The organism is Winslowiella iniecta (assembly GCF_001267535.1).
In the GTDB taxonomy this organism is placed as follows: Bacteria; Pseudomonadota; Gammaproteobacteria; order Enterobacterales; family Enterobacteriaceae; genus Erwinia; species Erwinia iniecta.
This window is the reverse complement of sequence record NZ_JRXE01000009.1, coordinates 83,104-106,689: the sequence shown is the minus strand read 5'-3', so window position 1 is coordinate 106,689 and position 23,586 is coordinate 83,104. Positions and strand designations below refer to the sequence as shown.

Here is a 23,586-nt window from a genome sequence, read left to right as displayed (position 1 = left end):
ACGGCCTGAGAAAATAGCAAACCTGTGGATAACTCTGTTTAAAAGATTTTGGCAATCCGGAGGCAAAACAAAACGCAGTCGACTTATCGCTGTGGATAATTCATCTGAGAAAGGGGGATTTAAAAATTTGGAGCGGGAAACGAGACTCGAACTCGCGACCCCGACCTTGGCAAGGTCGTGCTCTACCAACTGAGCTATTCCCGCATAAGAACTGGTGTGCTGTAAACAGCGAAATCAAATTTTGGAGCGGGAAACGAGACTCGAACTCGCGACCCCGACCTTGGCAAGGTCGTGCTCTACCAACTGAGCTATTCCCGCTTTGGAACTGGTGTACTGCAATACTGCAAAATCAATTTGGAGCGGGAAACGAGACTCGAACTCGCGACCCCGACCTTGGCAAGGTCGTGCTCTACCAACTGAGCTATTCCCGCTCTGCGTAACGAATTAAATTCTTCATCGGTACGGGGTGCGCATTATACGAGAAATCTTTTTCTCCGCAAGACTCTGAAAGCAAATATTTTCGCTTTTGGTGCGAATGCTGATTAAATCGCCATAATGATGTTTTATTATACCATGGCTGTGCAAATTATTAGCACGGGCGGCGAGAAGCCCGCCCGCAAAAATGATTAGCGTTTTCAGGACTGAATAAAATGTTCGCGGTAATAAGCCAGTTCGGCCACTGATTCGCGGATATCATCCAGCGCCTGGTGGGTGCCCTGCTTTTTAAAGCCCGGCAGGATTTCCGGTTTCCAGCGGCGCGCCAGCTCTTTCAACGTGCTGACATCGAGGTAACGATAGTGGAAGTAGGCTTCCAGCTGCGGCATATACTTAAACAGGAAACGGCGGTCCTGACCCACGCTGTTGCCGCAAATCGGCGACGTGTTGGCTGGTGCCCACTGTTGCAGAAACTCGATGGTCGCCAGCTCCGCAGCGTGATCGTCAAACTGGCTGGCTTTAACTCGCTCGACCAGTCCACTGCCGGTGTGGGTGCGCACATTCCAGTCATCCATCAGCGCCAGCTGTTCATCGCTCTGATGTACCGCGATGACCGGGCCTTCCGCCAGAATATTCAGGTTGGCATCCGTCACCAGCGTGGCGATCTCAATAATGCGATCGCGCTCAGGATCGAGGCCGGTCATTTCGAGGTCGATCCAAATCAGGTTATTTTCATTTCCGCTCATGTTTAATCCCGCAGTAGCCAAAGTCGTCATAACAACGAATAAGGGTGTATCATAGACGTTTTGCCCGATATGGGCGAACAGCCGTCAGTCCTGTGAGGTAGAGTGAGCAAAAATAAACTGTCCAAAGGTCAACAACGTCGCGTCAGCGCCAACCATGATCGCCGCCTGAAACAACGTGAAGGCAAACCTGAGCCCGACGACAGCCTGTTTGGTGAAGCGCGCGATGGCGTAGTGATCAGCCGTTTTGGCATGCACGCCGACGTCGAGGATGCTGATGGAACGGTGCATCGCTGCAACATTCGTCGCACTATCCGCTCGTTGGTTACCGGCGACCGCGTCGTCTGGCGTCCAGGCCAGGAAGGCGGCGCAACGGTGAAAGGTATCGTTGAAGCGGTACATGAGCGTACCTCGGTACTGACGCGCCCGGATTTCTATGACGGCGTCAAACCCATCGCTGCCAATATCGATCAAATCGTTATCGTGTCGGCGATTCTGCCCGAGCTGTCACTGAATATTATCGACCGCTACCTGGTGGCCAGCGAAACACTGGATGTCGAGCCGTTGCTGGTGCTGAATAAAACCGATCTGTTGGATGACGAAGGCCGTGCCTTTGTGGATCAGCAGATGGATATCTATCGCCAAATTGGTTATCGGGTGCTGATGGTTTCCAGCCATGAAAAGCAGGGGCTGAAAGAGCTGGAAGAAGCACTGACTGGCCGTATCAGCATCTTTGCCGGGCAATCTGGCGTGGGTAAGTCCAGCCTGCTTAATGCCCTGCTCGGCCTCGATCTGGGTCGCGATGAGATTCTGACTAACGACGTATCTGATGTTTCCGGCCTCGGCCAGCACACCACCACTGCCGCACGTCTTTACCACTTCCCGCATGGCGGCGATGTGATTGACTCCCCCGGCGTGCGTGAATTTGGTCTCTGGCACCTTGAGCCGGAACAAATCACCCGTGGATTTGTCGAATTCCGTGAGTTTCTCGGCGACTGTAAATTCCGCGACTGTAAGCACGATACCGATCCAGGCTGCGCCATTCGTGAAGCGGTGGACAACGGCACCATCAATGAATCGCGCTTCTACAACTATCATCGCATTCTGGAAAGCATGTCACAGGTTAAGACGCGTAAAAACTTCGCCAGTGATGACTAATCTGTACACCAACAGGCAGTGATGTCGGGTACATAGCCTAAAGAAACGGGCGCTGCTACAATTCGCCCCCTTTTTCTCTCAACGTCGTGTATTAAGCCAGGAGGCTAACGTGTTGGATCGTATTAAACTCGGCCTGAATTATCTGCTGCCAAAGAAGTGGTTAACTGAATTAGCCGGATGGGGCGCCAGTAAACGCGCAGGCTGGCTGACCAAAGCAGTTATCGACAGCTTTGTCTGGTTCTACAAGGTCGATATGTCCGAAGCTCAGAAAGCGGATACTGCGACCTATCGCACCTTCAATGACTTTTTTGTCCGCCCACTGCGTGACGACGTGCGCCCAATTGATACAGACCCGAACCTGTTGGTACTGCCTGCCGATGGCGCTATCAGCCAGCTGGGTCATATCGATGGCGACAATATTTTCCAGGCTAAAGGGCATCACTACACGCTGGAAGCGCTGCTGGCCGGTAACTATCAAATGGCTGACCAGTTCCGTGACGGCGAGTTTGTCACCACCTACCTTGCGCCGCGCGACTATCACCGCGTACATATGCCGTGTAACGGTATCCTGCGCGAAATGATCTATGTGCCGGGCGATCTGTTCTCCGTTAATCCGCTGACCGCGCAAAACGTGCCGAACTTGTTCGCGCGTAATGAACGCGTCATCTGTTACTTCGATACTGAATTCGGCCCAATGGCGCAGATTCTGGTGGGCGCGACCATTGTCGGCAGCATCGAAACAGCCTGGTCAGGCACCGTAACGCCGCCGCGTACCGGTGTGATTAAGCGCTGGACCTGGCCGGGTGCCGATGAAGACGGTTCCGTGGTATTGCTGAAAGGCCAGGAGATGGGTCGCTTTAAGCTTGGCTCAACGGTGATCAACCTGTTTGCGCCTGGCAGAGTTAAGCTGGCAGAAAGCCTGACGCCGGAAACCAAAACCCGCCTCGGTCAGCCGCTGGCAATCGCATTGCAGAAAACCGATGCAGAAACCGTGTTACATCACCAATAGCAGAACTTAACGTGCGCCTGATTCTTACTCTATTGCTGGGCTGTTGTTTAAGCTGGCCCGTATTCGCCGCCAGTGTTCCTGATAACGGACTGCTTAAGCAAGAGCTTGAGCAGGCCAAGTCTGGCAAAAATACGCCGAATCAGGCGGAACTGGTTCAGACACTGGAAACCGCGCTTAACTGGCTGAATGAACGTAAAGCCTCCCTTGACCTGACCGAACAATACCAACAGGTTATCGACGACTTTCCGAAACTGTCGCGCGAGCTGCGCCAGCAAATTGCCGGCCTGACCGACAGCACTAAGTCAGTCCGCAGCACCCTGACCAGCACCGAACTGGATCAGGAGATCCTGCAAATCAGCAGTCAGCTGCTGGAAGAGGGTCGCCAGGCTCAGCAGGAGCAGGATCGCGCACGTGAAATCAGTGATTCACTGTCGCAACTGCCGCAGCAGCAGACTGAAGCACGGCGTGCATTAAGTGAAGTTGAGCGTCGGTTACAGGCGCAACCCAGTGCCACTACGCCCATGGCGCAGGCGCAAATTTACCTGCGTCAGGCAGAGTCAGCCGCACAGAAAGCGCGGGTTGACGAGCTGGAACTGGCGCAACTGTCGGCCAATAATCGTCAGGAACTGGCGCGGATGCGCGCTGAAGTACATCAGAAAAAAGCCGCCCAGCTGGATAACTATTTGCAGGCGCTGCGCAATCAGCTGAACAGCCTGCGTCAGCGTGAAGCAGAACTGGCGCTGGAACGCACCGAACAACTGGCAGAAAATAGCGGCGATCTGCCGCCGGGCATCACCGAGCAGTTCCGCGTCAACCGCGAGCTGTCAGGGGCGCTGAATCAGCAGGCGCAACGGATGGACCTGGTGGCCTCGCAGCAACGTCAGGCCACCAACCAGACCATTCAGGTACGCCAGGCATTAAGCACAATTCGTGAGCAATCGCAGTGGCTGGGTGCCTCCAACCTGTTAGGCGAAGCGCTGCGTGCCCAGGTCGCTCGCCTGCCGGAAATGCCAAAATCTCAGCAACTTGACAGCGATATGGGGCAGTTGCGGGTACAGCGTCTGTATTACGAAGATCTGCTAAATCGCCAGCAACAGCTTAAACAGCAGAAGCAGGAAAATGGCGATGATCTGACCAATGAACAGAAACGTATTCTTGATGCCCAGTTGCGCACCCAGCGCGAACTGCTCAGCTCGCTGATTTCAGGTTGTGACACCTTAATTCTCGAAGTCACCAAGCTGAAAGTGGCTAACAGCCAGCTTCAGGATGCGTTAACGGAAATTAATGAGGCCGCGCACCGTTATCTGTTCTGGACGGCGGATGTCAGTCCGGTTGGCCTGAAATATCCGATCGATGTCGCACACGCGCTGAATCGTCTGTTGTCCCTGGATACCTTAGGCCAGCTCGGCGGCGCGTTTGTGATGATGCTGACCAGCCGCGAAACCGTGGTGCCGATTATTGCGGCGCTGCTGTTAGTTGGTATCAGCATCAGTTCACGCCGTCACTATCATGCGTTCCTTGAACGCGCCACCAGCCGCGTCGGTAAAGTGACGCAGGACCAGTTCAGCCTGACGCTGCGTACCGTGTTCTGGTCGATTGTGGTGGCCTTACCGCTACCGGTGTTATGGGCGGCGCTGGGCTACGGTTTACAGCATGCCTGGCCCTACCCTATTGCCGTTGCCATTGGCGACGGCGTAACGGCGACGCTACCGGTGCTGTGGGCGTTTATGATCAGTGCTGCATTTGCCCGGCCACAAGGTCTGTTTGTGGTGCATTTCCGCTGGCCACAACAACGGGTGGCACGCGCCATGCGTTACTACTCGTTGTCGATTGGCTTTATTGTGCCGCTGATCATGCTGTTGATCGCTTTCGATAATCTGGAAGAGCGTCAGTTTTCTGCCACCCTTGGCCGCCTGTGCTTCGTGCTGATCTGCGGTGCACTGAGTCTGGTTACCGTCAGCCTGAAGCGCGCCGGGCTGCCGCTGTACCTCGATAAAGAGGGCAACGGCGAAAATATTATCAACAAGATCCTGTGGAATCTGATGATCTGTATTCCGCTGATTGCCGCACTGGCTTCCTGCATTGGCTATCTGGCGACGGCACAAGCGCTGCTGGCAAGGCTGGAAACGTCAGTCGCTATCTGGTTCCTGCTGCTGATTATCTACCATATTATCCGGCGCTGGATGCTGATTCAGCGTCGTCGTATTGCCTTTGATCGCGCACGTCAACGCCGTGCCGATATGCTGGCGAACCGCGCACGCGGTGAAGAAGAAGCCCAACAAAACAGCGACAGCGTCGAACTGGATGAACCGGTGATCGATCTTGATGCCATCAGCGCCCAGTCGCTGCGGCTGGTGCGCTCAATCCTGACGCTGATTGCGCTGGTTTCGGTAATTGTGTTGTGGTCTGAGATCCATTCCGCTTTCGGCTTCCTGGAAAATATCAAACTGTGGGACGCCAGTACCACAGTACAAGGCGTGGAAAGCATTGAGCCGATTACCCTTGGTTCGGTATTGATCGCCATCCTGGTGCTGATTATTACCACCCAGTTGGTGCGTAATATGCCTGCACTACTGGAGCTGGCGCTGTTACAGCATCTGAGCTTAACCCCCGGCACCGGTTATGCGATTACTACCCTGACCAAATATGTGCTGCTGTTGATTGGTGGTCTGGTTGGCTTCTCGATGATTGGTATTGAGTGGTCGAAACTGCAATGGCTGGTAGCCGCACTGGGTGTCGGGCTGGGTTTTGGTTTGCAGGAGATCTTCGCCAACTTTATCTCTGGCCTGATCATTCTGTTTGAGAAGCCGATTCGTATTGGCGATACCGTCACCATTCGTGATCTGACCGGGAGCATTACCCGCATCAACACGCGCGCCACCACCATTACCGACTGGGACCGTAAAGAGATTATTGTGCCGAACAAGGCGTTTATTACCGAACAGTTCGTCAACTGGTCGCTCTCTGACTCCGTCACCCGTGTGGTACTGACCATTCCGGCACCGGCCGCCGCGAACAGTGAAGAGATAAACACCATCCTGTTGCAGGCGTCAGAGCGCTGTAGCTGGGTGCTGGATACGCCGCAGCCGGAAGCTTTCCTGGTGGATTTACAACAGGGGATTCAGCTGTTTGAGCTGCGTATTTATGCCGCTGAGATGGGTCACCGAATGCCGCTGCGCAATGAACTGCATCAGCTGATTCTGCAAGGTTTCCGTGAGCACGGTATTGAGATGCCGTTCCCGCCATTCCAGGTGCGCATGGAAACACTGGGGCAAAAAACGCCCGCCAGCAATGGCGCACCAGCGGCGAGAACGTTTAAATCGGGTGGGTTGTAACTCACTGAAACGGGCGGCGTGTTTGCCGCCCGTTTGTTTAGCAGCGATCAACCGGGAAGGCGATCACATCACTTAAACGCTCGGCTTTTAATGCCAGCATCACCAGACGATCGACGCCCAACGCCACACCAGAGCTGGCTGGCATACCGTGCGCCAGTGCATCCAGTAAGTTGGTATCAATCGGTTGTTGTGGCAAGCCGCGTGCCGCACGACGGCGATTATCCTGCTCAAAACGCTGACGCTGTTCACGGCCATCGGTCAATTCACGGAAACCATTCGCCAGCTCAATGCCTTTGTAATAGACCTCAAAACGTTCGGCGACACGGTGATCTTCAGTACTGATTTCAGCCAGCGCCGCCTGCGATGCCGGGAAGTGATAAACAAAAGCCGGCTTATCCTGTCCAATCTTTGGTTCAACACCCAGCATAAACAGCAGTTGCAGCAGGGTATCGCGATCTTCTTCTGCATTCGCCAGGTCGCCCACGCCAAGTTTATCCGCCACTTCACGCAGTTGGGTTTTATCAGCCGATAACGGATCGACTTCCAGATGACGAATAAACGCCTGCTGATAAGAGAGCGTCTCTGCGCTGTCACACTCCAGCACCTGCTGCAGCAAATCATCCACTTCGTTCATCAGGCGATACATATCGTAATGCGGGCGATACCACTCCAGCATCGTGAACTCAGGGTTATGATGACGCCCGGCTTCTTCATTGCGAAAGCTTCGACCCAGCTGATAAATCGGGCCGCTACCGGCCGCCAGCAGGCGTTTCATATGGTATTCCGGGCTGGTCATCAGATAGAGATCCAGCCCCGCAGCTGCCCCCGGACCAACAAAGCGCGTCTTAAACGGGAACAGATGAATATCAGTGACTGTTGCCTGACTCATTGCCGGAGTTTCTACCTCCAGCACGCCACGATCGGCAAAGAAACGTCGAATTTCAGCCAAAATCGCTGCACGTTTCAACAAATTGGCAATGGGTGCGCTCGGCTGCCAGCTTGCCGTATCGCTCATGATATGTACTCCGAAGTCAAACAGGGGGATGAAGTCTACCCGTATCGCCGTGAGCAGACAAACTTCTGAGCAATTTCCCAGCCAAATAACCGAATACTTCAAAATTACTCATTTCACCTCGCGGATAGCGACACAGGCAATTTATCGGGCAGTGATCCGCCGCGTGACGATTATCGCCTATACTCAAGCTATTCATCTGTAAAGGAATAGCTTATGCAATTGTGGAAAACACTGGTAGCCGTAGCCGGCGCCTTACTCTCTGTCGCCTGCTCCACCACTCCGCCGAAAAATGTCACGGTGATTGAAGGCTTTAATGCCGAGCGCTACCTCGGAAGCTGGTATGAGATCGCGCGTCTCGATCATCCTTTTGAGCGCGGACTCGATCACGTCACCGCGACCTACAGCAAACGCGATGATGGTGGCCTGAAAGTGGTCAATCGTGGCTTTAATGTCAAAAAACAGAAATGGCAGGAAAGCATCGGTAAAGCCTACTTTACCGGTGACAGCCAGCGTGCAGCGTTGAAAGTGTCATTCTTTGGCCCGTTTTACGGCGGCTATAACGTGATTGCACTGGATGATAACTATCAGCATGCCCTGGTCTGCGGGCCTAATCGTGATTATCTGTGGATTCTATCGCGAACGCCGAAACTGGATGAGACGGTGAAGCAGCAGCTGGTCGAAAAAGCGCGTCAGGCCAACTTCCCGGTAGAGAAATTAATTTGGGTCAATCAGGGCTGATTGAGGAGCCGGTACGGCACAAAGCCGTACCGGATACGGATTACTGAGTGCTCTTCTGAATCGCCTGACCACCTGCTTCAACATCTTCACCAACACCACGCGTGGTATTACAGGCAGACAGCAGGGAAGAAAGGATCAGTACGGAAAAAATGGTAGCAATACTCTTCTTAAACATAGCAATTTCCTTTTAACAGAAGTTTTTTTGTACAGCGTTGTAAGCATAGGCGGTGAATCGACACTCTGCTTATTTCACACTGTTAAAAGAAGATATTTTCAGAAGAAAAGAGAATCAGCTCGCAGCGCGAGAAATGGCCCCGCCAAGATGACGTACATCTTCGCCAAAACCATGGAAAGTATTACAGGCGCTTAGTGCACCCGTCATCAACAACGCGATGGCGACCAATTTAGCAAGCTTAATCATTCGGTTCTCACATTGAATTGAGAGGCGTACAGAAGTACGCCTTCGACACACTTATTTTACGCGTGACACGTATTCGCCAGAGCGAGTGTCAACTTTGATCACTTCGCCGATCTGTACGAACAATGGCACTTTAACTGTTGCGCCGGTAGACAGTTTAGCTGGCTTGCCGCCGGTACCTGCGGTGTCACCCTTCAGACCAGGATCGGTATCAACGATTTCCAGTTCAACGAAGTTTGGCGGTAATACCTGAATCGGACGGCCGTTCCACAGCGTCACGATACATTCAGCATTATCCAGCAGCCATTTCGCTGCATCACCAACGGCTTTCTCTTCAACCTGATGCTGTTCGAAAGTTTCCGGATGCATGAAGTGGTAGAATTCACCGTCGTTGTACAGGTAGTTCAGGTTAGTATCCACAACGTCTGCGCCTTCAGCGGAGTCGGTAGATTTGAAGGTTTTCTCAACGCGACTTCCGGTCAGCAGGCGGCGCATTTTGACGCGTGCGAAGGCCTGGCCTTTACCTGGTTTAACGAACTCGCTGGATTCGATAGCGTAAGGTTCGCCTTCGAACATGATTTTGAGACCGGGACGGAAATCGTTGCTAGAATAAGTCGCCATAAAGGCCCTCTAATATTAATACTGGTACTTAGCCAAAAAAATGGCACACATTGTAACCCTAAATACCCCTTCCAGAGAAGATTGGTTGCAGCAACTTGCTGATGTAATCACTGAACCAAATGAATTACTGCAACTTTTAGCTCTGGATTCGCATCCCGAACTGGTTGCAGGCCGTGACGCGCGCCGACTTTTTGCTCTGCGCGTGCCGCGTGCCTTCGTCTGGAGGATGAAAAAAGGCGATCCGCAAGATCCGCTGCTACTGCAAGTTCTGACAGCTCAGCAGGAATTTGTCGATGCACCAGGTTATAGCACTGACCCGCTCGATGAGCAAAGCAGTGTCGTACCTGGCTTACTGCATAAATACAAAAATCGTGCGCTGCTGCTGGTAAAAGGTGGCTGTGCGGTCAACTGTCGCTACTGTTTCCGCCGCCATTTTCCTTATCAGGATAATCAGGGCAACAAGCGCAACTGGCAAAACGCTATCGACTATATTCGTCAGCATCCGGAACTGGATGAGATTATCTTTTCCGGTGGCGACCCGTTGATGGCGAAAGATCATGAGCTGGACTGGCTGATCGGCGAGCTTGAGGCAATTCCGCACCTGAAACGCCTGCGCATTCACAGCCGCCTGCCAGTTGTGATTCCGGCACGCATCACCGAAGGTCTGTGCCAGCGTCTGGCGCGATCGCGTCTGCAAGTGTTGCTGGTGACCCATATTAACCACGCGCAGGAAATTGATGATGCGCTGCGTCACGGTATGCAGATGTTAAAACGTGCCGGGGTTACGCTGCTGAATCAGAGCGTGCTGCTGCGCGGCATTAATGATAATGCCACCACGCTGGCGGCGCTGAGCAATGCGCTGTTTGATGCCGGTGTGCTGCCCTACTATCTGCACGTGCTGGATAAAGTCCAGGGCGCGGCGCACTTCTTTGTGCCGGATGATGAAGCTCGCGCTATTGTGCGGGAATTGTTGTCGAGGGTATCGGGTTATATGGTGCCGAAGCTGGCGCGCGAAATTGGCGGTGAGCCAAGTAAAACGCCGCTGGATTTGCAGTTACGCCAGGAGTAATGCCCTCCCGAATTGATGAAATTCGCCAGGAGTGCCAACCCTTGGCACGGGCGGCGAAAACGCCGCCCCTACAAATGATTATTTCTTAAGGGCATTTATAAACCTGGCCGCTCATCTTGCTATCCAGCGGTGCAAAGCTGGACCAGATGTTCTGCGTCGGGCTGGTCGCGCCGTAAATCACGTTGCCGCCCATTTCAGCCGCACGGTTACGCAGATCGTTGGCCGCGCCACGCAGTGAGCTGCCCTCGCCGCCGGAACCGTTCAGCCAGTTGCTTTGCGAGCCGGTGACATTACCCAGCAGCTGACAGTTAGCCGCCGGTTGTTGATCGGTAAAAGTCACGCGTTGACCGGCTGAATCCAGTTCTTTCGTGGTGCTACAGCCTGCCAGCAGCATCGCCGCGACAGAGAGTCCCAGCAAGACGTTAATCCGCATTTTAATCCCCATTTATTATCATCAGAGTCAGGCAGAAGCGTACCAGAAAACCGTGGGTTTTCTTAAACATCCCTTGCCACTTAATCTGTTCATTATCAGACCCGCGCCACTACTTATACTATTTTCCCCCACAAAAGAAAAACCCCCTGCCATTACTGACAGAGGGTTTCGCTTCATGACGAGAGGGGGATTACATCATTCCGCCCATACCGCCCATGCCGCCCATACCACCAGCAGCACCCATATCAGGCGCATCGCCTTTCGGCAGGTCAGTGACCATACATTCGGTGGTGATCATCAGGCCAGCAACAGAGGCCGCGTACTGCAGTGCAGAACGGGTCACTTTAGTTGGGTCGAGGATACCGAAGTCGATCATGTTGCCGTACTCTTCGGTCTGCGCGTTGTAACCGTAGTTACCTTCGCCCGCTTTCACGTTGTTAGCGACAACAGATGGCTCTTCACCGGCGTTAGAAACGATCTGACGCAGTGGAGCTTCCATCGCACGCAGTGCAACTTTGATACCGACATTCTGGTCTTCGTTCTGGCCTCGCAGCTCAGTCAGTTTAGAGGCAACACGTACCAGCGCTACGCCACCACCCGCAACCACGCCTTCTTCAACCGCAGCACGGGTCGCGTGCAGGGCATCTTCAACGCGGGCTTTCTTCTCTTTCATTTCAACTTCAGTTGCTGCGCCAACTTTCAGTACGGCTACGCCGCCTGCCAGTTTAGCCACACGCTCCTGCAGTTTTTCTTTATCGTAATCAGAGGTCGCTTCTTCGATCTGCTGACGAATCTGAGTCACGCGACCGGCGATAGCAGTCTCTTCACCCACGCCATCGATGATGGTGGTGGTGTCTTTGTTGATAACCACGCGTTTTGCCTGGCCCAGATCTTCCAGTGCCGCTTTCTCCAGCTCCATACCGATCTCTTCAGAGATAACGGTACCACCGGTCAGGGTCGCGATATCCTGCAGCATCGCTTTACGACGATCGCCGAAACCAGGTGCTTTAACCGCAGCCACTTTTACGATGCCGCGCATGGTGTTCACCACCAGGGTAGCCAGTGCTTCACCTTCAACATCTTCAGCGATGATCAGCAGTGGTTTGCCGGCTTTAGCCACGGCTTCCAGTACTGGCAGCATTTCGCGGATGTTGGAGATTTTTTTGTCAGCCAGCAGAATGAATGGCGTTTCCAGTTCTACTGCGCCAGTTTCTGGTTTGTTGATGAAGTACGGGGACAGGTAGCCACGGTCAAACTGCATACCTTCAACCACGTCCAGCTCGTCCTGCAGGCCGGTGCCTTCTTCAACGGTGATAACACCTTCTTTACCCACTTTTTCCATCGCCTGAGCGATCAGAGTCCCGACGGTTTCATCAGAGTTAGCGGAGATGGTACCAACCTGAGCAATCGCTTTAGAGTCAGAGCAAGGCACAGACAGCGTTTTCAGCTCGGCAACCGCAGCGATAACCGCTTTGTCGATGCCGCGCTTCAGGTCCATTGGGTTCATACCGGCGGCAACAGCTTTCAGGCCTTCGTTAACGATGGACTGTGCCAGTACGGTAGCGGTAGTGGTGCCGTCGCCCGCAGCGTCGTTCGCTTTAGAGGCAACTTCTTTCACCATCTGTGCACCCATGTTTTCGAACTTATCTTCCAGTTCGATTTCACGTGCGACAGAAACGCCATCTTTAGTGATGGTCGGTGCACCAAAAGATTTATCCAGAACCACGTTACGGCCTTTCGGGCCCAGGGTAACTTTTACTGCATCTGCCAGTACGTTAACGCCACGCAGCATTTTTACGCGTGCGTCATTACCGAATTTTACGTCTTTAGCTGCCATTTTAAATTCCCTTGAATTGGTTACGTTCAGTGAGGTACGTGTAAATTACGCTTCAACAATTGCCAGAATGTCGCTTTCAGAGATGATCAGCACTTCTTCATTGTCGATTTTTTCAGTTTTAGCGCCGTAGCCTTCGCTGAAAATGACGACATCACCCACTTTCACGTCCAACGGCTTAACATCACCGCTTTCCAGGATGCGGCCATTGCCCACCGCCAGAACTTCACCACGGGTCGATTTCGCCGCAGCTGAGCCGGTCAGAACGATGCCGCCAGCAGATTTGGATTCAACTTCTTTACGCTTAACAATTACACGATCGTGCAATGGACGAATTTTCATGTGATAGCTCTCCTTTGAGAAGTCCAATCAATTTTGGGATGAAAGCCGGTCATATTGGCTGCCGGCCTCGTGACGGAAGAGATAGGGCCAGGGAGGGATGCTTTCAAGGGCAAAAAATTAATTTTTTTTACTTGCCAATGATTCGCCTTAAGTTTCCGTCTTCAGGCCGATAAAAAAATGGGTGGAGCTGGCTCCACCCATTAGTGATAAACGTGGTTTTAGCGATCTTTATGATCGTCGTGCTCAATGCGATCGATATCTTTGCGTTCGTACTCACCGTCGAACGTCTGACCGCTATCCGGCCCGGCCGTTGAGCCACGCCACACCTTCAGATGCGGCATCAGTTTTAAGGTCAGATGCTTCTGAACCGGCGGCAGCAACAGCAGCAGACCGATAAAGTCGGTAAAAAAGCCAGGCAACAACAGCAGGAAGCCCGCAAGGATCAGTGAAACGCTTTTCACCATCTCCACCGCCGGACTTTCGCCCGCCGCCAGCTTCTGCTGCATCAGCATAAAGTTTTTGACGCCCTGGTTTTTCACCAGCGACACACCGATGCAGGAGGTGAAAATCACCAGCAGCATCGTCAGCAACACGCCCATCACGTGCGCCACCTGAATAAAGATGGAAATTTCTATCCAGGCCAGCAGAAAAAACACTAAAAACGGTAACCAGCGCACCGCATTCTCCTATCTGTAGAGGCCACCTCGCAAAAGTCGCGGCGGCAGAAAATGGCGATCATGATGATCGTAGTTACAGAGATGGGAACGGTCAGGCACTTTTTCAACCTGAAATGCCGAATTTACTCCACGGGGTTAATTTTGCGACTACGATCACATATTGTTAACACCGTTTCGTTAGTAAATTGTCGTTAAGTGATCTGTGTTGCGGCATTTCTGACATAACAGCATATGATCGTGCTCGCCTGGTCGATAACGGATAAAATATCGGCGCTGGCATTCCACGACGAAATAATCACATCATTTGTGATGACTTAACCGGTAGCAATAACAAGAAGGTTCCCATGGTAAATAACATTCGTATCGAAGAAGACCTGTTAGGTATGCGGGAAGTTCCGGCTGATGCCTACTACGGTGTTCATACTCTGCGTGCGATTGAAAATTTCTATATCAGTAACAACAAAATCAGTGACATTCCTGAGTTTGTTCGCGGCATGGTAATGGTGAAAAAAGCAGCAGCAATGGCGAATAAGGAACTTCAGACCATTCCTCGCAATGTCGCCAATGCCATTATTCAGGCTTGTGATGAAGTTCTGAATAACGGCAAATGCATGGACCAGTTCCCGGTTGATGTTTATCAGGGCGGTGCCGGCACCTCGGTTAACATGAATACCAATGAAGTGCTGGCCAATATCGGTCTGGAGCTGATGGGCCATCAGAAAGGTGATTATCAGTTCCTTAATCCCAACGACCACGTCAATAAATGCCAGTCGACCAACGATGCCTACCCTACCGGTTTCCGTATCGCGGTTTACAGCTCAATTCTGAAACTGCTTGATGCCATTGGTCAGCTGGGCGAAGGCTTCCAGCGTAAGGCCGTAGAGTTCGAATCCGTCATCAAAATGGGCCGTACCCAGTTGCAGGATGCGGTTCCGATGACCTTAGGCCAGGAATTTCACGCCTTTAGCGTGCTACTGAATGAAGAGATCAAAAGCATTCTGCGTACCGGTGAACTGCTGCTGGAGGTGAATCTGGGTGCCACCGCTATCGGTACCCGTCTGAATACGCCGGAAGGCTATCAGCAGCTGGCAGTACAGAAACTGGCGGAAGTCAGTAATTTGCCTTGTGTACCGGCAGAAGATTTGATCGAAGCGACCTCCGACTGCGGCGCTTACGTGATGGTTCACTCCTCGCTGAAACGCCTGGCGGTGAAAATGTCCAAGATCTGTAACGACCTGCGCCTGCTCTCCTCTGGCCCGCGCGCCGGTCTGAATGAGATCAATCTGCCAGAGTTGCAGGCCGGTTCTTCCATCATGCCAGCCAAAGTGAATCCGGTGGTGCCAGAAGTGGTCAACCAGGTCTGCTTTAAAGTGATCGGCAACGACACCACCGTCACCATGGCGTCAGAAGCCGGTCAGTTGCAGCTGAACGTAATGGAACCGGTTATCGGTCAGGCGCTGTTTGAATCGATCCATATTCTGACCAATGCCTGTTATAATCTGCTGGAAAAATGCGTTAACGGCATTACCGCCAACAAAGCAGTTTGTGAAGCTTACGTATTTAACTCAATTGGGATCGTCACTTATCTGAACCCGTACATTGGTCACCATAACGGTGATATCGTCGGTAAGATCTGTGCCGAAACCGGTAAGAGCGTGCGTGAAGTGGTGCTGGAGCGTGGTCTGTTGACCGAAGCGGAACTGGATGACATCTTCTCAATCCAGAACCTGATGCATCCGGCGTATAAGGCAAAACGCTATACCGATGAAAACGAACAATAAAATCCAGACCGGTTAAATTTTTTCAAGGCACGTCAGTTCTCAGAACGACGTGCCTTTTTCATGTCTGCAGCAAACAAATTATTAACGGTTAGTTTTCAATAAAACATCAAGGAGTACAGTATGATCACAGTTGAGCTGATCATTGTCCTGTTAGCCATCTATTTAGGGGCGCGACTGGGCGGGATTGGCATTGGGTTCGCCGGTGGATTCGGCGTGCTGGTATTGACGCTGGGCTGCCAGATTAAGCCCGGAGCCATTCCCTTCGACGTGATTGAAATCATTATGGCGGTGATTGCCGCCATCGCTGCGATGCAGGTCGCGGGCGGGATGGATTACCTGGTCAGCCTCGCCGAGCGTCTGCTGCGTAAACACCCACGCCATATCACCTTTCTGGCACCACTGGTGACTTACCTGATGACGCTGCTGGCCGGTACCGGTCACACCGCGTTTTCTACCCTGCCGGTGATTGCCGAAGTAGCAAAAGAGCAAGGCGTGCGCCCTTCTCGCCCACTGTCGATTGCCGTGGTTGCCTCACAGATTGCCATTACCGCTTCACCAATCTCTGCGGCGGTGGTGTTTTTCGCCGGTATTCTCGAGCCAAAAGGCATCAGCTATCTTGGCCTGCTGGCGGTCGCCATCCCTTCAACCATGGTGGCGATATTTATTGCCGCGCTGATTACCAATTTCCTCGGTAAAGAGCTGAAAGACGATGCGATTTACCAGGCAAAGCTGGAAAAAGGTGAAGTGACGCTGCGCGGTGCTAACGTATTTGAAGAAAAACCCGGTGCGAAGCGCTCGGTATTGCTGTTCCTGCTGGGTATCGTCGCGGTGGTCTTTTATGCTACTGCCATCAGCGATACCGTCGGCCTGATCAGTAATCCGCTGCTGCCGCGCAATGAAGCTATCGTGGTGTTTATGCTGACGGTTGCCACGCTCATCTGCGTCAGTTGCAAAGTGGATACCAGCGAAATTCTGTCTGCCAGCACTTTTAAATCGGGGATGAGCGCCTGTATCTGTGTGCTCGGCGTTGCCTGGCTCGGCGATACCTTTGTTAAAGCCCATATCGACGATATTCAGACCGTCGCTGGCGATCTGCTGCAAAGCTATCCGTGGATGCTGGCAGTGGTGCTGTTTTTTGCCTCGACCCTGCTGTATTCCCAGGCCGCCACGGCCAAAGCACTGATGCCTGCCGCCTTAATGCTTGGCGTCTCTCCGGTCACGGCGGTGGCGTCATTTGCGGCGGTATCGGCGCTGTTTGTGCTGCCGACCTATCCGACCCTGCTGGCCGCGGTGGAAATGGATGATACCGGCTCAACGCGTATCGGTAAGTTCGTCTTTAACCACTCTTTCCTGATTCCCGGCGTGATTGCCATTGTGCTGTCCGTACTGGCTGGCTTTATCTTTGGCCATCTGATTTTATAAGCCCGCCGCAGCCCTCTCCCGATTCTGTGGGGCGGGCTGCACGCTTCGCCACTGTTGTTTACATCCTGTCAAAGCCTGCGCTAACGCTGCGTGATATAATTCGCGCTTTCCCCTGAAGGAGTGCCCTATGAGCCAGTCCACCGCCATTGTGGTGCTGTGCACCGCCCCTGATGAAGATTGTGCTGAAGAGCTGGCAGGTCAGGTGCTGGCAGCCAGACTCGCGGCCTGTGTCACTATGCTGCCTGGTGCCACCTCCTGGTACTACTGGGAAGGAAAACTTGAGCAGGCATCCGAAGTTCAGCTGCTGCTGAAAAGTGACGTCGCCCACCAGCAGCAGCTAATCGATCTACTCAAAACCGCCCATCCTTACCAGACACCGGAACTTCTGGTCCTGCCCGTACAACATGGAGAGAGTGAATACCTGTCATGGCTCAGCGCATCTTTAAGCTAGTTCTTATTCTGCTGGTCGGCCTGTTCAGCATTCAGGCTAATGCCTCGCTGTTCGGGCAACAAAACACCAGTCAATTTGTGCCGGTGGATCAGGCTTTTGCTTTCGATTTCAATCAGAAAGATCATCAGCTCACCCTCAGCTGGCAGGTAAAACCCGGCTATTATCTTTATCGTCAGCAGATCACTATCGAACCGCACGCTGCGCGGCTGGCGCAATTTAGCCTGCCGCAAGGTCAGCCGCATGAAGATGAATTTTATGGCAAAACTGAGATCTACCCTGACGATTTGCACTTGCCCCTGACACTACTTCAGGCCGATGGCGATGCCACGGTGCGCGTCACTTATCAGGGGTGTGCCAGCGCGGGATTCTGTTATCCGCCGGAAACACGCGATATTCCGTTGAGCAAGGTCGCTGCCCGTGCTGCCGCTGATACAGCGAACACGGCTATTAGCCAGCAGCCAGCACCGACCACTGAAACCAATTTGCCATTCTCCCCACTCTGGGCGTTACTGATTGGCATCGGCGTCGCTTTCACCCCTTGCGTATTACCGATGTATCCGTTGATCTCCGGCATCATTCTTGGCGGCAGTAAACGCCTGTCGTTTGGACGCCTGCTGGCGCTGGCGCTGGTGTATGTGCAGGGAATGGCGCTGACCTATACCCTGATGGGCGTGGTGGTCGCCGCCGCGGGCTTACGCTTTCAGGCCGCGCTGCAACACCCTTATGTGCTGATTGGCCTGTCGGCACTGTTTGTGTTGCTGGCACTGTCGATGTTTGGCCTGTTCTCGCTGCAACTGCCTTCTGCGCTGCAAACCCGGCTGACGCTGTGGAGTAACCGCCAGCAAGGGGGTTCGCTGTTCGGCGTATTCCTGATGGGGGCGCTGGCCGGATTGATTTGTTCGCCCTGCACCACCGCCCCGCTCAGCGCTATTCTGCTGTATATCGCCCAGAGCGGAAATATGCTGGCCGGCGCTGGTACACTGTATCTGTATGCGCTGGGTATGGGTTTGCCGCTGATCGCCATCACGCTGTTTGGCAATAAGCTGCTGCCAAAAAGTGGACCCTGGATGCAGACGGTGAAACAGGGCTTTGGCTTTGTCATCCTCGCGTTGCCGGTCTTTTTGCTGGAACGCGTGATTGGCGAGCTATGGGGGCTGCGCCTCTGGAGTCTGCTGGGTGTCGCCTTCTTTAGCTGGGCGTTTATTACCAGCCTTGGCTCTGGTAAAGGCTGGCTGCGAGTGTTACAGGTCATCCTGCTGCTGGCGGCGCTGGTCAGCGTGCGCCCGTTGCAGGACTGGGCATTTGCTCCGCCAGCTACCGCTACCACTGCGGCACATCTTGATTTTGCTCGTATCGCCAGCAGTGACGATCTCACTCAGGCACTGAAAAATAATCGGCACAAAATCAGCATGCTTGATCTCTATGCTGACTGGTGTGTAGCTTGTAAAGAGTTTGAAAAATACACCTTCAGTGATGCCCTGGTGCAAACGTCTCTGGCGGATGTGCAGCTAATACAGGCTGACGTCACGGCTAACAGCGCCACAGACAGTGCGCTGTTACAGCGATTACAGGTGCTGGGGCTGCCCACCATCCTGTTTTTTGATGCCAGCGGTAACGAGATCCCGGGATCGCGCATTACCGGCTTTATGAATGCCGCCGCTTTTAAGGCGCATTTGCAGAAAGTCATCCCGTAAACGACACTTGTTTCCAGAAACCGCCACCGTGAATCCCGGCCTGCCGCCGGATGAGGAACGCATACAAGAGGAGCTTCACTTGCAACGTGAACAAGTACTCGAGCATGCGCTAAACGTGCTTGAGCAGAACGGACTGGCCGCCACCACATCATTAGCGATGCTGGCTGGCAACGTGGATATCCCGCAGGAACAGTTGCAGCGCTTCTGGCCCGACCGCGACGCCCTGCTGTACGACGCGTTACGCTTTCATGGTCAGCAGATTGATAACTGGCGTCGTCAGCTACTGCTGGATGAAACGCTCAATGCTGAAGATAAGCTGCTGGCACGCTATAAAGTGCTGGAAGAATCGGTCAGCAATGGGCGCTTTCCTGGTTGCCTGTTTATCGCCGCCTGCAGTTTTTACCCGCAGACTGACCATCCGATTCATCAGCTTGCCGAACAGCAAAAACGCGCCTCCTGGCAATATACCCATCAATTGCTGAGCGAGCTGGAGACCGATAATCCCACGCTGGTTGCCGAGCAGATGGAACTGATTCTCGAAGGCTGCCTGAGTAAGCTGCTGGTGAAACGCAACGTGCAGGATGTGGCCACCGCTTACCGTCTGGCGGAAGATGTGCTGCGTTTTGCTCTGTGCCGCAAAAATGGGGCACTAACTTGATTGATATTCAGCCCAAATGAATGAAAATCAGCCAGTCAGCGTATTTTTCGCAGAAAGCCGTTGACGCCACACGGCCTTTACGGTTTAATGCGCCCCGTTGCCCGAATAGCTCAGTCGGTAGAGCAGGGGATTGAAAATCCCCGTGTCCCTGGTTCGATTCCGGGTTCGGGCACCATATTTAAAGAAACCCGCCTCTGGCGGGTTTTTTGCTTTCCGGGGTTGAGAATTGACTCCGCACCCGCCGCCGTCGCTCTCTCTGAGTGGAAAAAAACTCACTCCTGGATATTTCTACGACCCATCGCACACTCCACAGAAATAGTTCGCGTCTGTTATTCATTATGTGCGTCACTGCAAAGCCTGTTGTGACTATTCCCAGATATCCGTGTTAATCGCGCCGCTAATTTCACCATTCGCACAATGACCATTCATTAACCTGCTAACTATATTTCGTTAACAAAGGAACGTCTGCGGTATTCCTTAAGATGACCAAACCATCAGCTCTGTCTGCTATGTAAGGAGTCCGCGCGATGTTGACCAATCAGTTAGCCAGTAAAAACAGCCATGTCAGGGTCCGGATATTAATGCTGATCCTGCTGCTTTCCGCCGTGGCCTATGCCGATCGCTCGATCCTTTCTATGTCCGGCTCGGCGATGAAAGAGGAGTTTGGCCTGTCAGCCATTCAACTGGGTTTTGTGTTGTCTGCCTTTAGCTGGGCCTATGTTCTCGGGCAAATTCCCGGCGGGTTGTTCCTTGATCGTTTTGGCACCAAAAAAGTGTATGGCATCACGCTGGGACTGTGGTCGCTGGCCACACTGGCGATGGGGTTTGTTGGTGAGTTTGCCAGCGGACTGAGTAGCGCGCTGATACTGATGTTCGGCCTGCGTTTTGCGCTCGGCCTGATCGAAGCACCAGGCTTTCCGGCCAATGCCCGCGTCACCATTATGTGGTTTCCCAGCGCCGAACGAGGCCGCGCCTCATCGCTGTTCAGCTCGGCACAATATTTTGCCGTCGCCATTTTCTCACCGCTGTCCGGCTGGCTGGTTTCCCGGTTTGGCTGGGAATGGCCGTTCTTTGTGCTGGGTGCGATCGGGCTGATCGCCCTGCTGTTCTGGCTTGGGTATATGCATGAGCCGCGCAAGCATCCTGGCGTCTCCGCCCAGGAACTGCGCCATATCGTCGACGGTGGCGGGCTGGTGGAAATCGATTCATTGCAGGAGCGAAAAACGAAACCCCGCGTCTCACGCCAGCTGGTGAAAAAGTTATTAACCAACCGCATGTTATGGTGTGCCTATATTGGCCAGTACTGCGTAATCGCCCTGAGTTATTTCTTTATTACCTGGTTCCCGATTTATCTGGTGCAGGCGCGTGGCATGAATATTCTTGATGCCGGTTTTGCCACCGTGGCACCGGCGTTATTTGGTTTTCTCGGCTCGATTTCCGGCGGTTTTATTTCTGACCGGCTTATTCAGCGCGGCTGGAGCCTCTCCTGGGCGCGTAAAACGCCTTATATCGTGGGTATGCTGATGGCAGCTTCACTGATTATTGCCGCCGGACTTAACAGCAATTTCTGGATTATTGCGGTGATGTCTTTTGCCTTTTATGGTAAAGGGGTGGCAGCCGGTGCCGGAACCTGGGCAATTATCGCCGATACCGCACCGAAAGAGGCCGTCGGGCTGGCGGGCGCATTTTTTAACGGCTTCGGCAATATTGCCGGTTTCTCAACACCGATTCTGTTTGGCGTGATTGTCGCACTGACCGGCAGTTATAGCATCGGGCTGATTTTTGTCGGCGCGCACTGCGTGGTTGCCGCGCTGCTGTTCCTGTTTGTGATGGGCCCGATTGAGCGCGTCGGTGAGCAGCAGCAGTCGGCAGAGTCTGATTATGCGCAACAGGAAACCCAGCCTGGCATTAAACCAGTGTAAGGTGCCGATCAAAGACGGCGGAGCACCCACGTGCATGCCCCGCCGTCCCTTACGCTTACACCTTTACCGTCCTCAGCATATAATCCGCCAGCCGCAGACTCAGTGCCGCACCGGTCAGCGTCGGGTTCATACAGGATGCGGAAGGCATCACGCTGGTGCCGGCAATAAACAGATTAGGATGATCGTGACTCTGGCAGTTGCGATCCACCACCGATTGCCGCGGATCGTCGCCCATTATCGTGGTGCCCATAATATGCTGACGATCCTGATAGCCGGTATCGATCTTCGACACTTCGGCATTCAGCAGCCGGGCAAAATTATCGAAGTCCTTCAGCCCCTGCTCTTTCCCCGCATGCCAGTAGTCGGTAACACTGTAGTAAATCTCCGGCAGCGGAATACCGATGGCATCTTTCTTCGTTTTGCTCGGCACGATGCGGTTTTCCGCAAGCGGCAGCGTTTCAAAATCGATGGCAAAGTTGAGCGAACGCGCCGACATGCGGTGCAGCTCCTGATCCAGCTTCGAACCCAGCACCCCTTTCTGAATTAATGACGCGGCATAATCGGCGGTCGGAACCGTATTACGTACTTTAATTTTATAGCTGGGAAAATCCTTGCGGAATGCGCCGTCACGGTTGTTCAGATAGACCAGCAGTTCAGTCGGCCCCTGACCCGGCCAGACATCCTCATTCATCATCACATTCATACTGATGCCGGTATGCCCCATCAGGTTACGCCCCACCTGATCCGAACCATTGGCGATGCCGTTGGGATAGCGTTCAGAAGTCGACATCAGCAGCAGTTTCGGTGATTCGATGCCGTAGGCTGCCAGCACAAAGTGTTTAGCCGTCAGATGATGCTGTGAACCGTCCGGTTTTTTGTACCAGACACCGGTGATTTTGCCGCTGTCATCCGCTTCAATTCGGTATACCACCGAGTTATCCAGCAGCCGGGCACCGTGTCGTTCGGCCTCATCAATATGCATTGAGCCATCATACTTGGCGGCAATGGGGCAGACCGGGTTGCAGTTATTATTGCCGGCACAGACTGGTCGTTTACCGTAAGGGCGCGTGGCGCGGCCATTCGGTTCCATTACCGGGTTATAACCGCCTTTGCCCAGCAATACCGACAGGCGTTTAAACAGATAGCTCGGCTCCAGCCCTTTCATCGGAAATGGCGTTGAGCGCGGCGGGCAAGCGGCACCGCCCTGACCACTCTCATCCTGACCATCGACGCCGGAAACCCCCAGCTCGCGTTCAGCTTCGCCATACCAGGCTTCCAGCTCGTCGTAACCAAATGGCCAGTCGCGGCCACGGCCATACAGCGTGTTCAGACGGAAATCATTGGGGATCATCCGCCACAGCGCCGAACCAAAATGCCAGGTGGTGCCGCCAACCACGCGCAGATATTTGGTCGGGTATTTTACCGGGCCACTCTGTTGCAGATAATCACCATAGGTAGAGGGCACATGCGGCAGGTCGGGATACGGTGAGCCAACCCCCTGCAATTTCATATTGGTCAGCGACATTTTGAACGGCGAATTACGGAAGCGTTCGACAATATCCTGGCGTTTAATGCGCGGACCCGCCTCAAGGATAATCACCGATTTACCGGCTTTTGCCAGCTGGGTGGCGACCAGCCCGCCCATTACCCCGGAGCCAATAATAATTACGTCGGCATCGACTTGTTTGCTCATGCTTCCCGTCCTTGCTCTGTTAGTCGTTCGACCGGTTGATTTCCCCAACTGTCGGGGCCAATGCCGTAACTGGGTACGATAAGAATGCCTTTGGTTGGCAGGTACATCATGGCGTCGGCATAGGCAATCAGTTCAATG

The 23,586-nt window shown here is 53.4% G+C and carries 22 protein-coding genes and 4 tRNA genes; 12 read left to right on the top strand and 14 right to left on the bottom strand.

Features of this window, described 5'->3' with window-relative positions:
* Positions 1-128 precede the first annotated feature (128 nt).
* From NG42_RS08180 to orn, 4 genes are all read right to left on the bottom strand, one after another.
* Positions 129-204: transfer RNA gene (locus NG42_RS08180), tRNA-Gly, on the bottom strand.
* A 38-nt stretch (positions 205-242) separates the two neighbouring features.
* A tRNA-Gly gene (locus NG42_RS08175) sits at positions 243-318 on the bottom strand.
* A gap of 37 nt (positions 319-355) precedes the next feature.
* A tRNA-Gly gene (locus NG42_RS08170) sits at positions 356-431 on the bottom strand.
* A 204-nt stretch (positions 432-635) separates the two neighbouring features.
* A complete protein-coding gene (gene orn, locus NG42_RS08165; protein WP_052898823.1) occupies positions 636-1,181 on the bottom strand; it encodes an oligoribonuclease in 546 nt (181 codons plus the stop codon).
* A 102-nt stretch (positions 1,182-1,283) separates the two neighbouring features.
* Here orn and rsgA point away from each other — a divergent pair, with 102 nt between their 5' ends.
* From rsgA to mscM, 3 genes are all read left to right on the top strand, one after another.
* Positions 1,284-2,336 (top strand): small ribosomal subunit biogenesis GTPase RsgA, encoded by a 1,053-nt coding sequence (gene rsgA, locus NG42_RS08160; protein ID WP_052898822.1) that lies wholly within the window; start codon positions 1,284-1,286, stop codon positions 2,334-2,336.
* 109 nt (positions 2,337-2,445) lie between these two features.
* Positions 2,446-3,345 carry an archaetidylserine decarboxylase gene (gene asd / locus NG42_RS08155; protein ID WP_052898821.1) on the top strand — a complete coding sequence of 300 codons (900 nt, stop codon included), beginning with the start codon at positions 2,446-2,448 and terminating at the stop codon, positions 3,343-3,345.
* An 11-nt stretch (positions 3,346-3,356) separates the two neighbouring features.
* Positions 3,357-6,680, top strand: coding sequence for a miniconductance mechanosensitive channel MscM (gene mscM, locus NG42_RS08150; protein WP_052898820.1), 3,324 nt, complete (start codon positions 3,357-3,359; stop codon positions 6,678-6,680).
* 37 nt (positions 6,681-6,717) lie between these two features.
* Here the strand turns inward: mscM and epmA are convergent, their stop codons facing one another.
* A complete protein-coding gene (epmA, locus tag NG42_RS08145; RefSeq protein WP_052898819.1) occupies positions 6,718-7,695 on the bottom strand; it encodes an elongation factor P--(R)-beta-lysine ligase in 978 nt (325 codons plus the stop codon).
* A 213-nt stretch (positions 7,696-7,908) separates the two neighbouring features.
* Here epmA and NG42_RS08140 point away from each other — a divergent pair, with 213 nt between their 5' ends.
* Positions 7,909-8,433, top strand: a complete 525-nt coding sequence (locus NG42_RS08140; RefSeq protein WP_052898818.1) for a lipocalin family protein — start codon at positions 7,909-7,911, stop codon at positions 8,431-8,433.
* A gap of 40 nt (positions 8,434-8,473) precedes the next feature.
* Here the strand turns inward: NG42_RS08140 and NG42_RS08135 are convergent, their stop codons facing one another.
* The 3 genes from NG42_RS08135 to efp form a co-directional block, all read right to left on the bottom strand.
* On the bottom strand, positions 8,474-8,608 hold the full coding sequence (locus NG42_RS08135) for an entericidin A/B family lipoprotein (RefSeq protein ID WP_052898817.1): 135 nt from the start codon (positions 8,606-8,608) through the stop codon (positions 8,474-8,476).
* Positions 8,609-8,722: 114 nt separating this feature from the next.
* A complete protein-coding gene (locus tag NG42_RS21915; protein ID WP_072133238.1) occupies positions 8,723-8,854 on the bottom strand; it encodes an entericidin A/B family lipoprotein in 132 nt (43 codons plus the stop codon).
* A 51-nt stretch (positions 8,855-8,905) separates the two neighbouring features.
* Positions 8,906-9,472 (bottom strand): elongation factor P, encoded by a 567-nt coding sequence (gene efp, locus NG42_RS08130; protein WP_052898816.1) that lies wholly within the window; start codon positions 9,470-9,472, stop codon positions 8,906-8,908.
* Positions 9,473-9,512: 40 nt separating this feature from the next.
* On the opposite strand from efp, the gene epmB reads away from it, so the two are divergent.
* Positions 9,513-10,541 carry an EF-P beta-lysylation protein EpmB gene (gene epmB / locus NG42_RS08125; RefSeq protein WP_052898815.1) on the top strand — a complete coding sequence of 343 codons (1,029 nt, stop codon included), beginning with the start codon at positions 9,513-9,515 and terminating at the stop codon, positions 10,539-10,541.
* 85 nt (positions 10,542-10,626) lie between these two features.
* Here the strand turns inward: epmB and NG42_RS08120 are convergent, their stop codons facing one another.
* The 4 genes from NG42_RS08120 to NG42_RS08105 all read right to left on the bottom strand — a co-directional run bounded on the left by NG42_RS08120 (position 10,627) and on the right by NG42_RS08105 (position 13,827).
* On the bottom strand, positions 10,627-10,974 hold the full coding sequence (locus NG42_RS08120) for a DUF4156 domain-containing protein (protein WP_052898814.1): 348 nt from the start codon (positions 10,972-10,974) through the stop codon (positions 10,627-10,629).
* A gap of 190 nt (positions 10,975-11,164) precedes the next feature.
* A complete protein-coding gene (groL, locus tag NG42_RS08115; protein WP_052898813.1) occupies positions 11,165-12,811 on the bottom strand; it encodes a chaperonin GroEL in 1,647 nt (548 codons plus the stop codon).
* Positions 12,812-12,856: 45 nt separating this feature from the next.
* The gene (locus NG42_RS08110; protein WP_052898812.1) at positions 12,857-13,150 is read right to left on the bottom strand and encodes a co-chaperone GroES; all 294 of its coding nucleotides are present in this window, start codon (positions 13,148-13,150) and stop codon (positions 12,857-12,859) included.
* A gap of 218 nt (positions 13,151-13,368) precedes the next feature.
* Complete coding sequence (locus NG42_RS08105; protein ID WP_052898811.1) at positions 13,369-13,827, bottom strand: FxsA family protein; 459 nt, start codon at positions 13,825-13,827, stop codon at positions 13,369-13,371.
* A 344-nt stretch (positions 13,828-14,171) separates the two neighbouring features.
* Between NG42_RS08105 and aspA the strand changes: the two genes are divergently transcribed.
* The 7 genes from aspA to NG42_RS08070 all read left to right on the top strand — a co-directional run bounded on the left by aspA (position 14,172) and on the right by NG42_RS08070 (position 21,755).
* Positions 14,172-15,608 carry an aspartate ammonia-lyase gene (gene aspA / locus NG42_RS08100; RefSeq protein WP_052898810.1) on the top strand — a complete coding sequence of 479 codons (1,437 nt, stop codon included), beginning with the start codon at positions 14,172-14,174 and terminating at the stop codon, positions 15,606-15,608.
* 120 nt (positions 15,609-15,728) lie between these two features.
* Entirely contained in the window at positions 15,729-17,030 is a 1,302-nt protein-coding gene (locus NG42_RS08095) for an anaerobic C4-dicarboxylate transporter (protein ID WP_052898809.1), read from the top strand.
* A 127-nt stretch (positions 17,031-17,157) separates the two neighbouring features.
* The gene (gene cutA / locus NG42_RS08090) at positions 17,158-17,481 is read left to right on the top strand and encodes a divalent cation tolerance protein CutA (protein WP_052898808.1); all 324 of its coding nucleotides are present in this window, start codon (positions 17,158-17,160) and stop codon (positions 17,479-17,481) included.
* The gene (locus NG42_RS08085; RefSeq protein WP_052898807.1) at positions 17,457-19,175 is read left to right on the top strand and encodes a protein-disulfide reductase DsbD; all 1,719 of its coding nucleotides are present in this window, start codon (positions 17,457-17,459) and stop codon (positions 19,173-19,175) included. Before cutA ends, NG42_RS08085 begins: the two co-directional genes overlap by 25 nt.
* 79 nt (positions 19,176-19,254) lie before the next feature.
* Positions 19,255-19,833, top strand: a complete 579-nt coding sequence (gene dicD, locus NG42_RS08080; RefSeq protein WP_052898867.1) for a division control transcriptional repressor DicD — start codon at positions 19,255-19,257, stop codon at positions 19,831-19,833.
* Positions 19,834-19,932: 99 nt separating this feature from the next.
* Positions 19,933-20,008 (top strand) — tRNA-Phe (locus NG42_RS08075).
* A 352-nt stretch (positions 20,009-20,360) separates the two neighbouring features.
* A complete protein-coding gene (locus NG42_RS08070) occupies positions 20,361-21,755 on the top strand; it encodes an MFS transporter (protein ID WP_052898806.1) in 1,395 nt (464 codons plus the stop codon).
* A gap of 55 nt (positions 21,756-21,810) precedes the next feature.
* Here NG42_RS08070 and NG42_RS08065 read toward each other — a convergent pair whose 3' ends face one another.
* Both NG42_RS08065 and NG42_RS23430 read right to left on the bottom strand, forming a co-directional pair.
* Positions 21,811-23,448, bottom strand: a complete 1,638-nt coding sequence (locus NG42_RS08065; RefSeq protein WP_052898805.1) for a GMC family oxidoreductase — start codon at positions 23,446-23,448, stop codon at positions 21,811-21,813.
* The gene (locus tag NG42_RS23430; RefSeq protein ID WP_277619650.1) at positions 23,445-23,555 is read right to left on the bottom strand and encodes a hypothetical protein; all 111 of its coding nucleotides are present in this window, start codon (positions 23,553-23,555) and stop codon (positions 23,445-23,447) included. Before NG42_RS23430 ends, NG42_RS08065 begins: the two co-directional genes overlap by 4 nt.
* Positions 23,556-23,586: the final 31 nt, after the last annotated feature.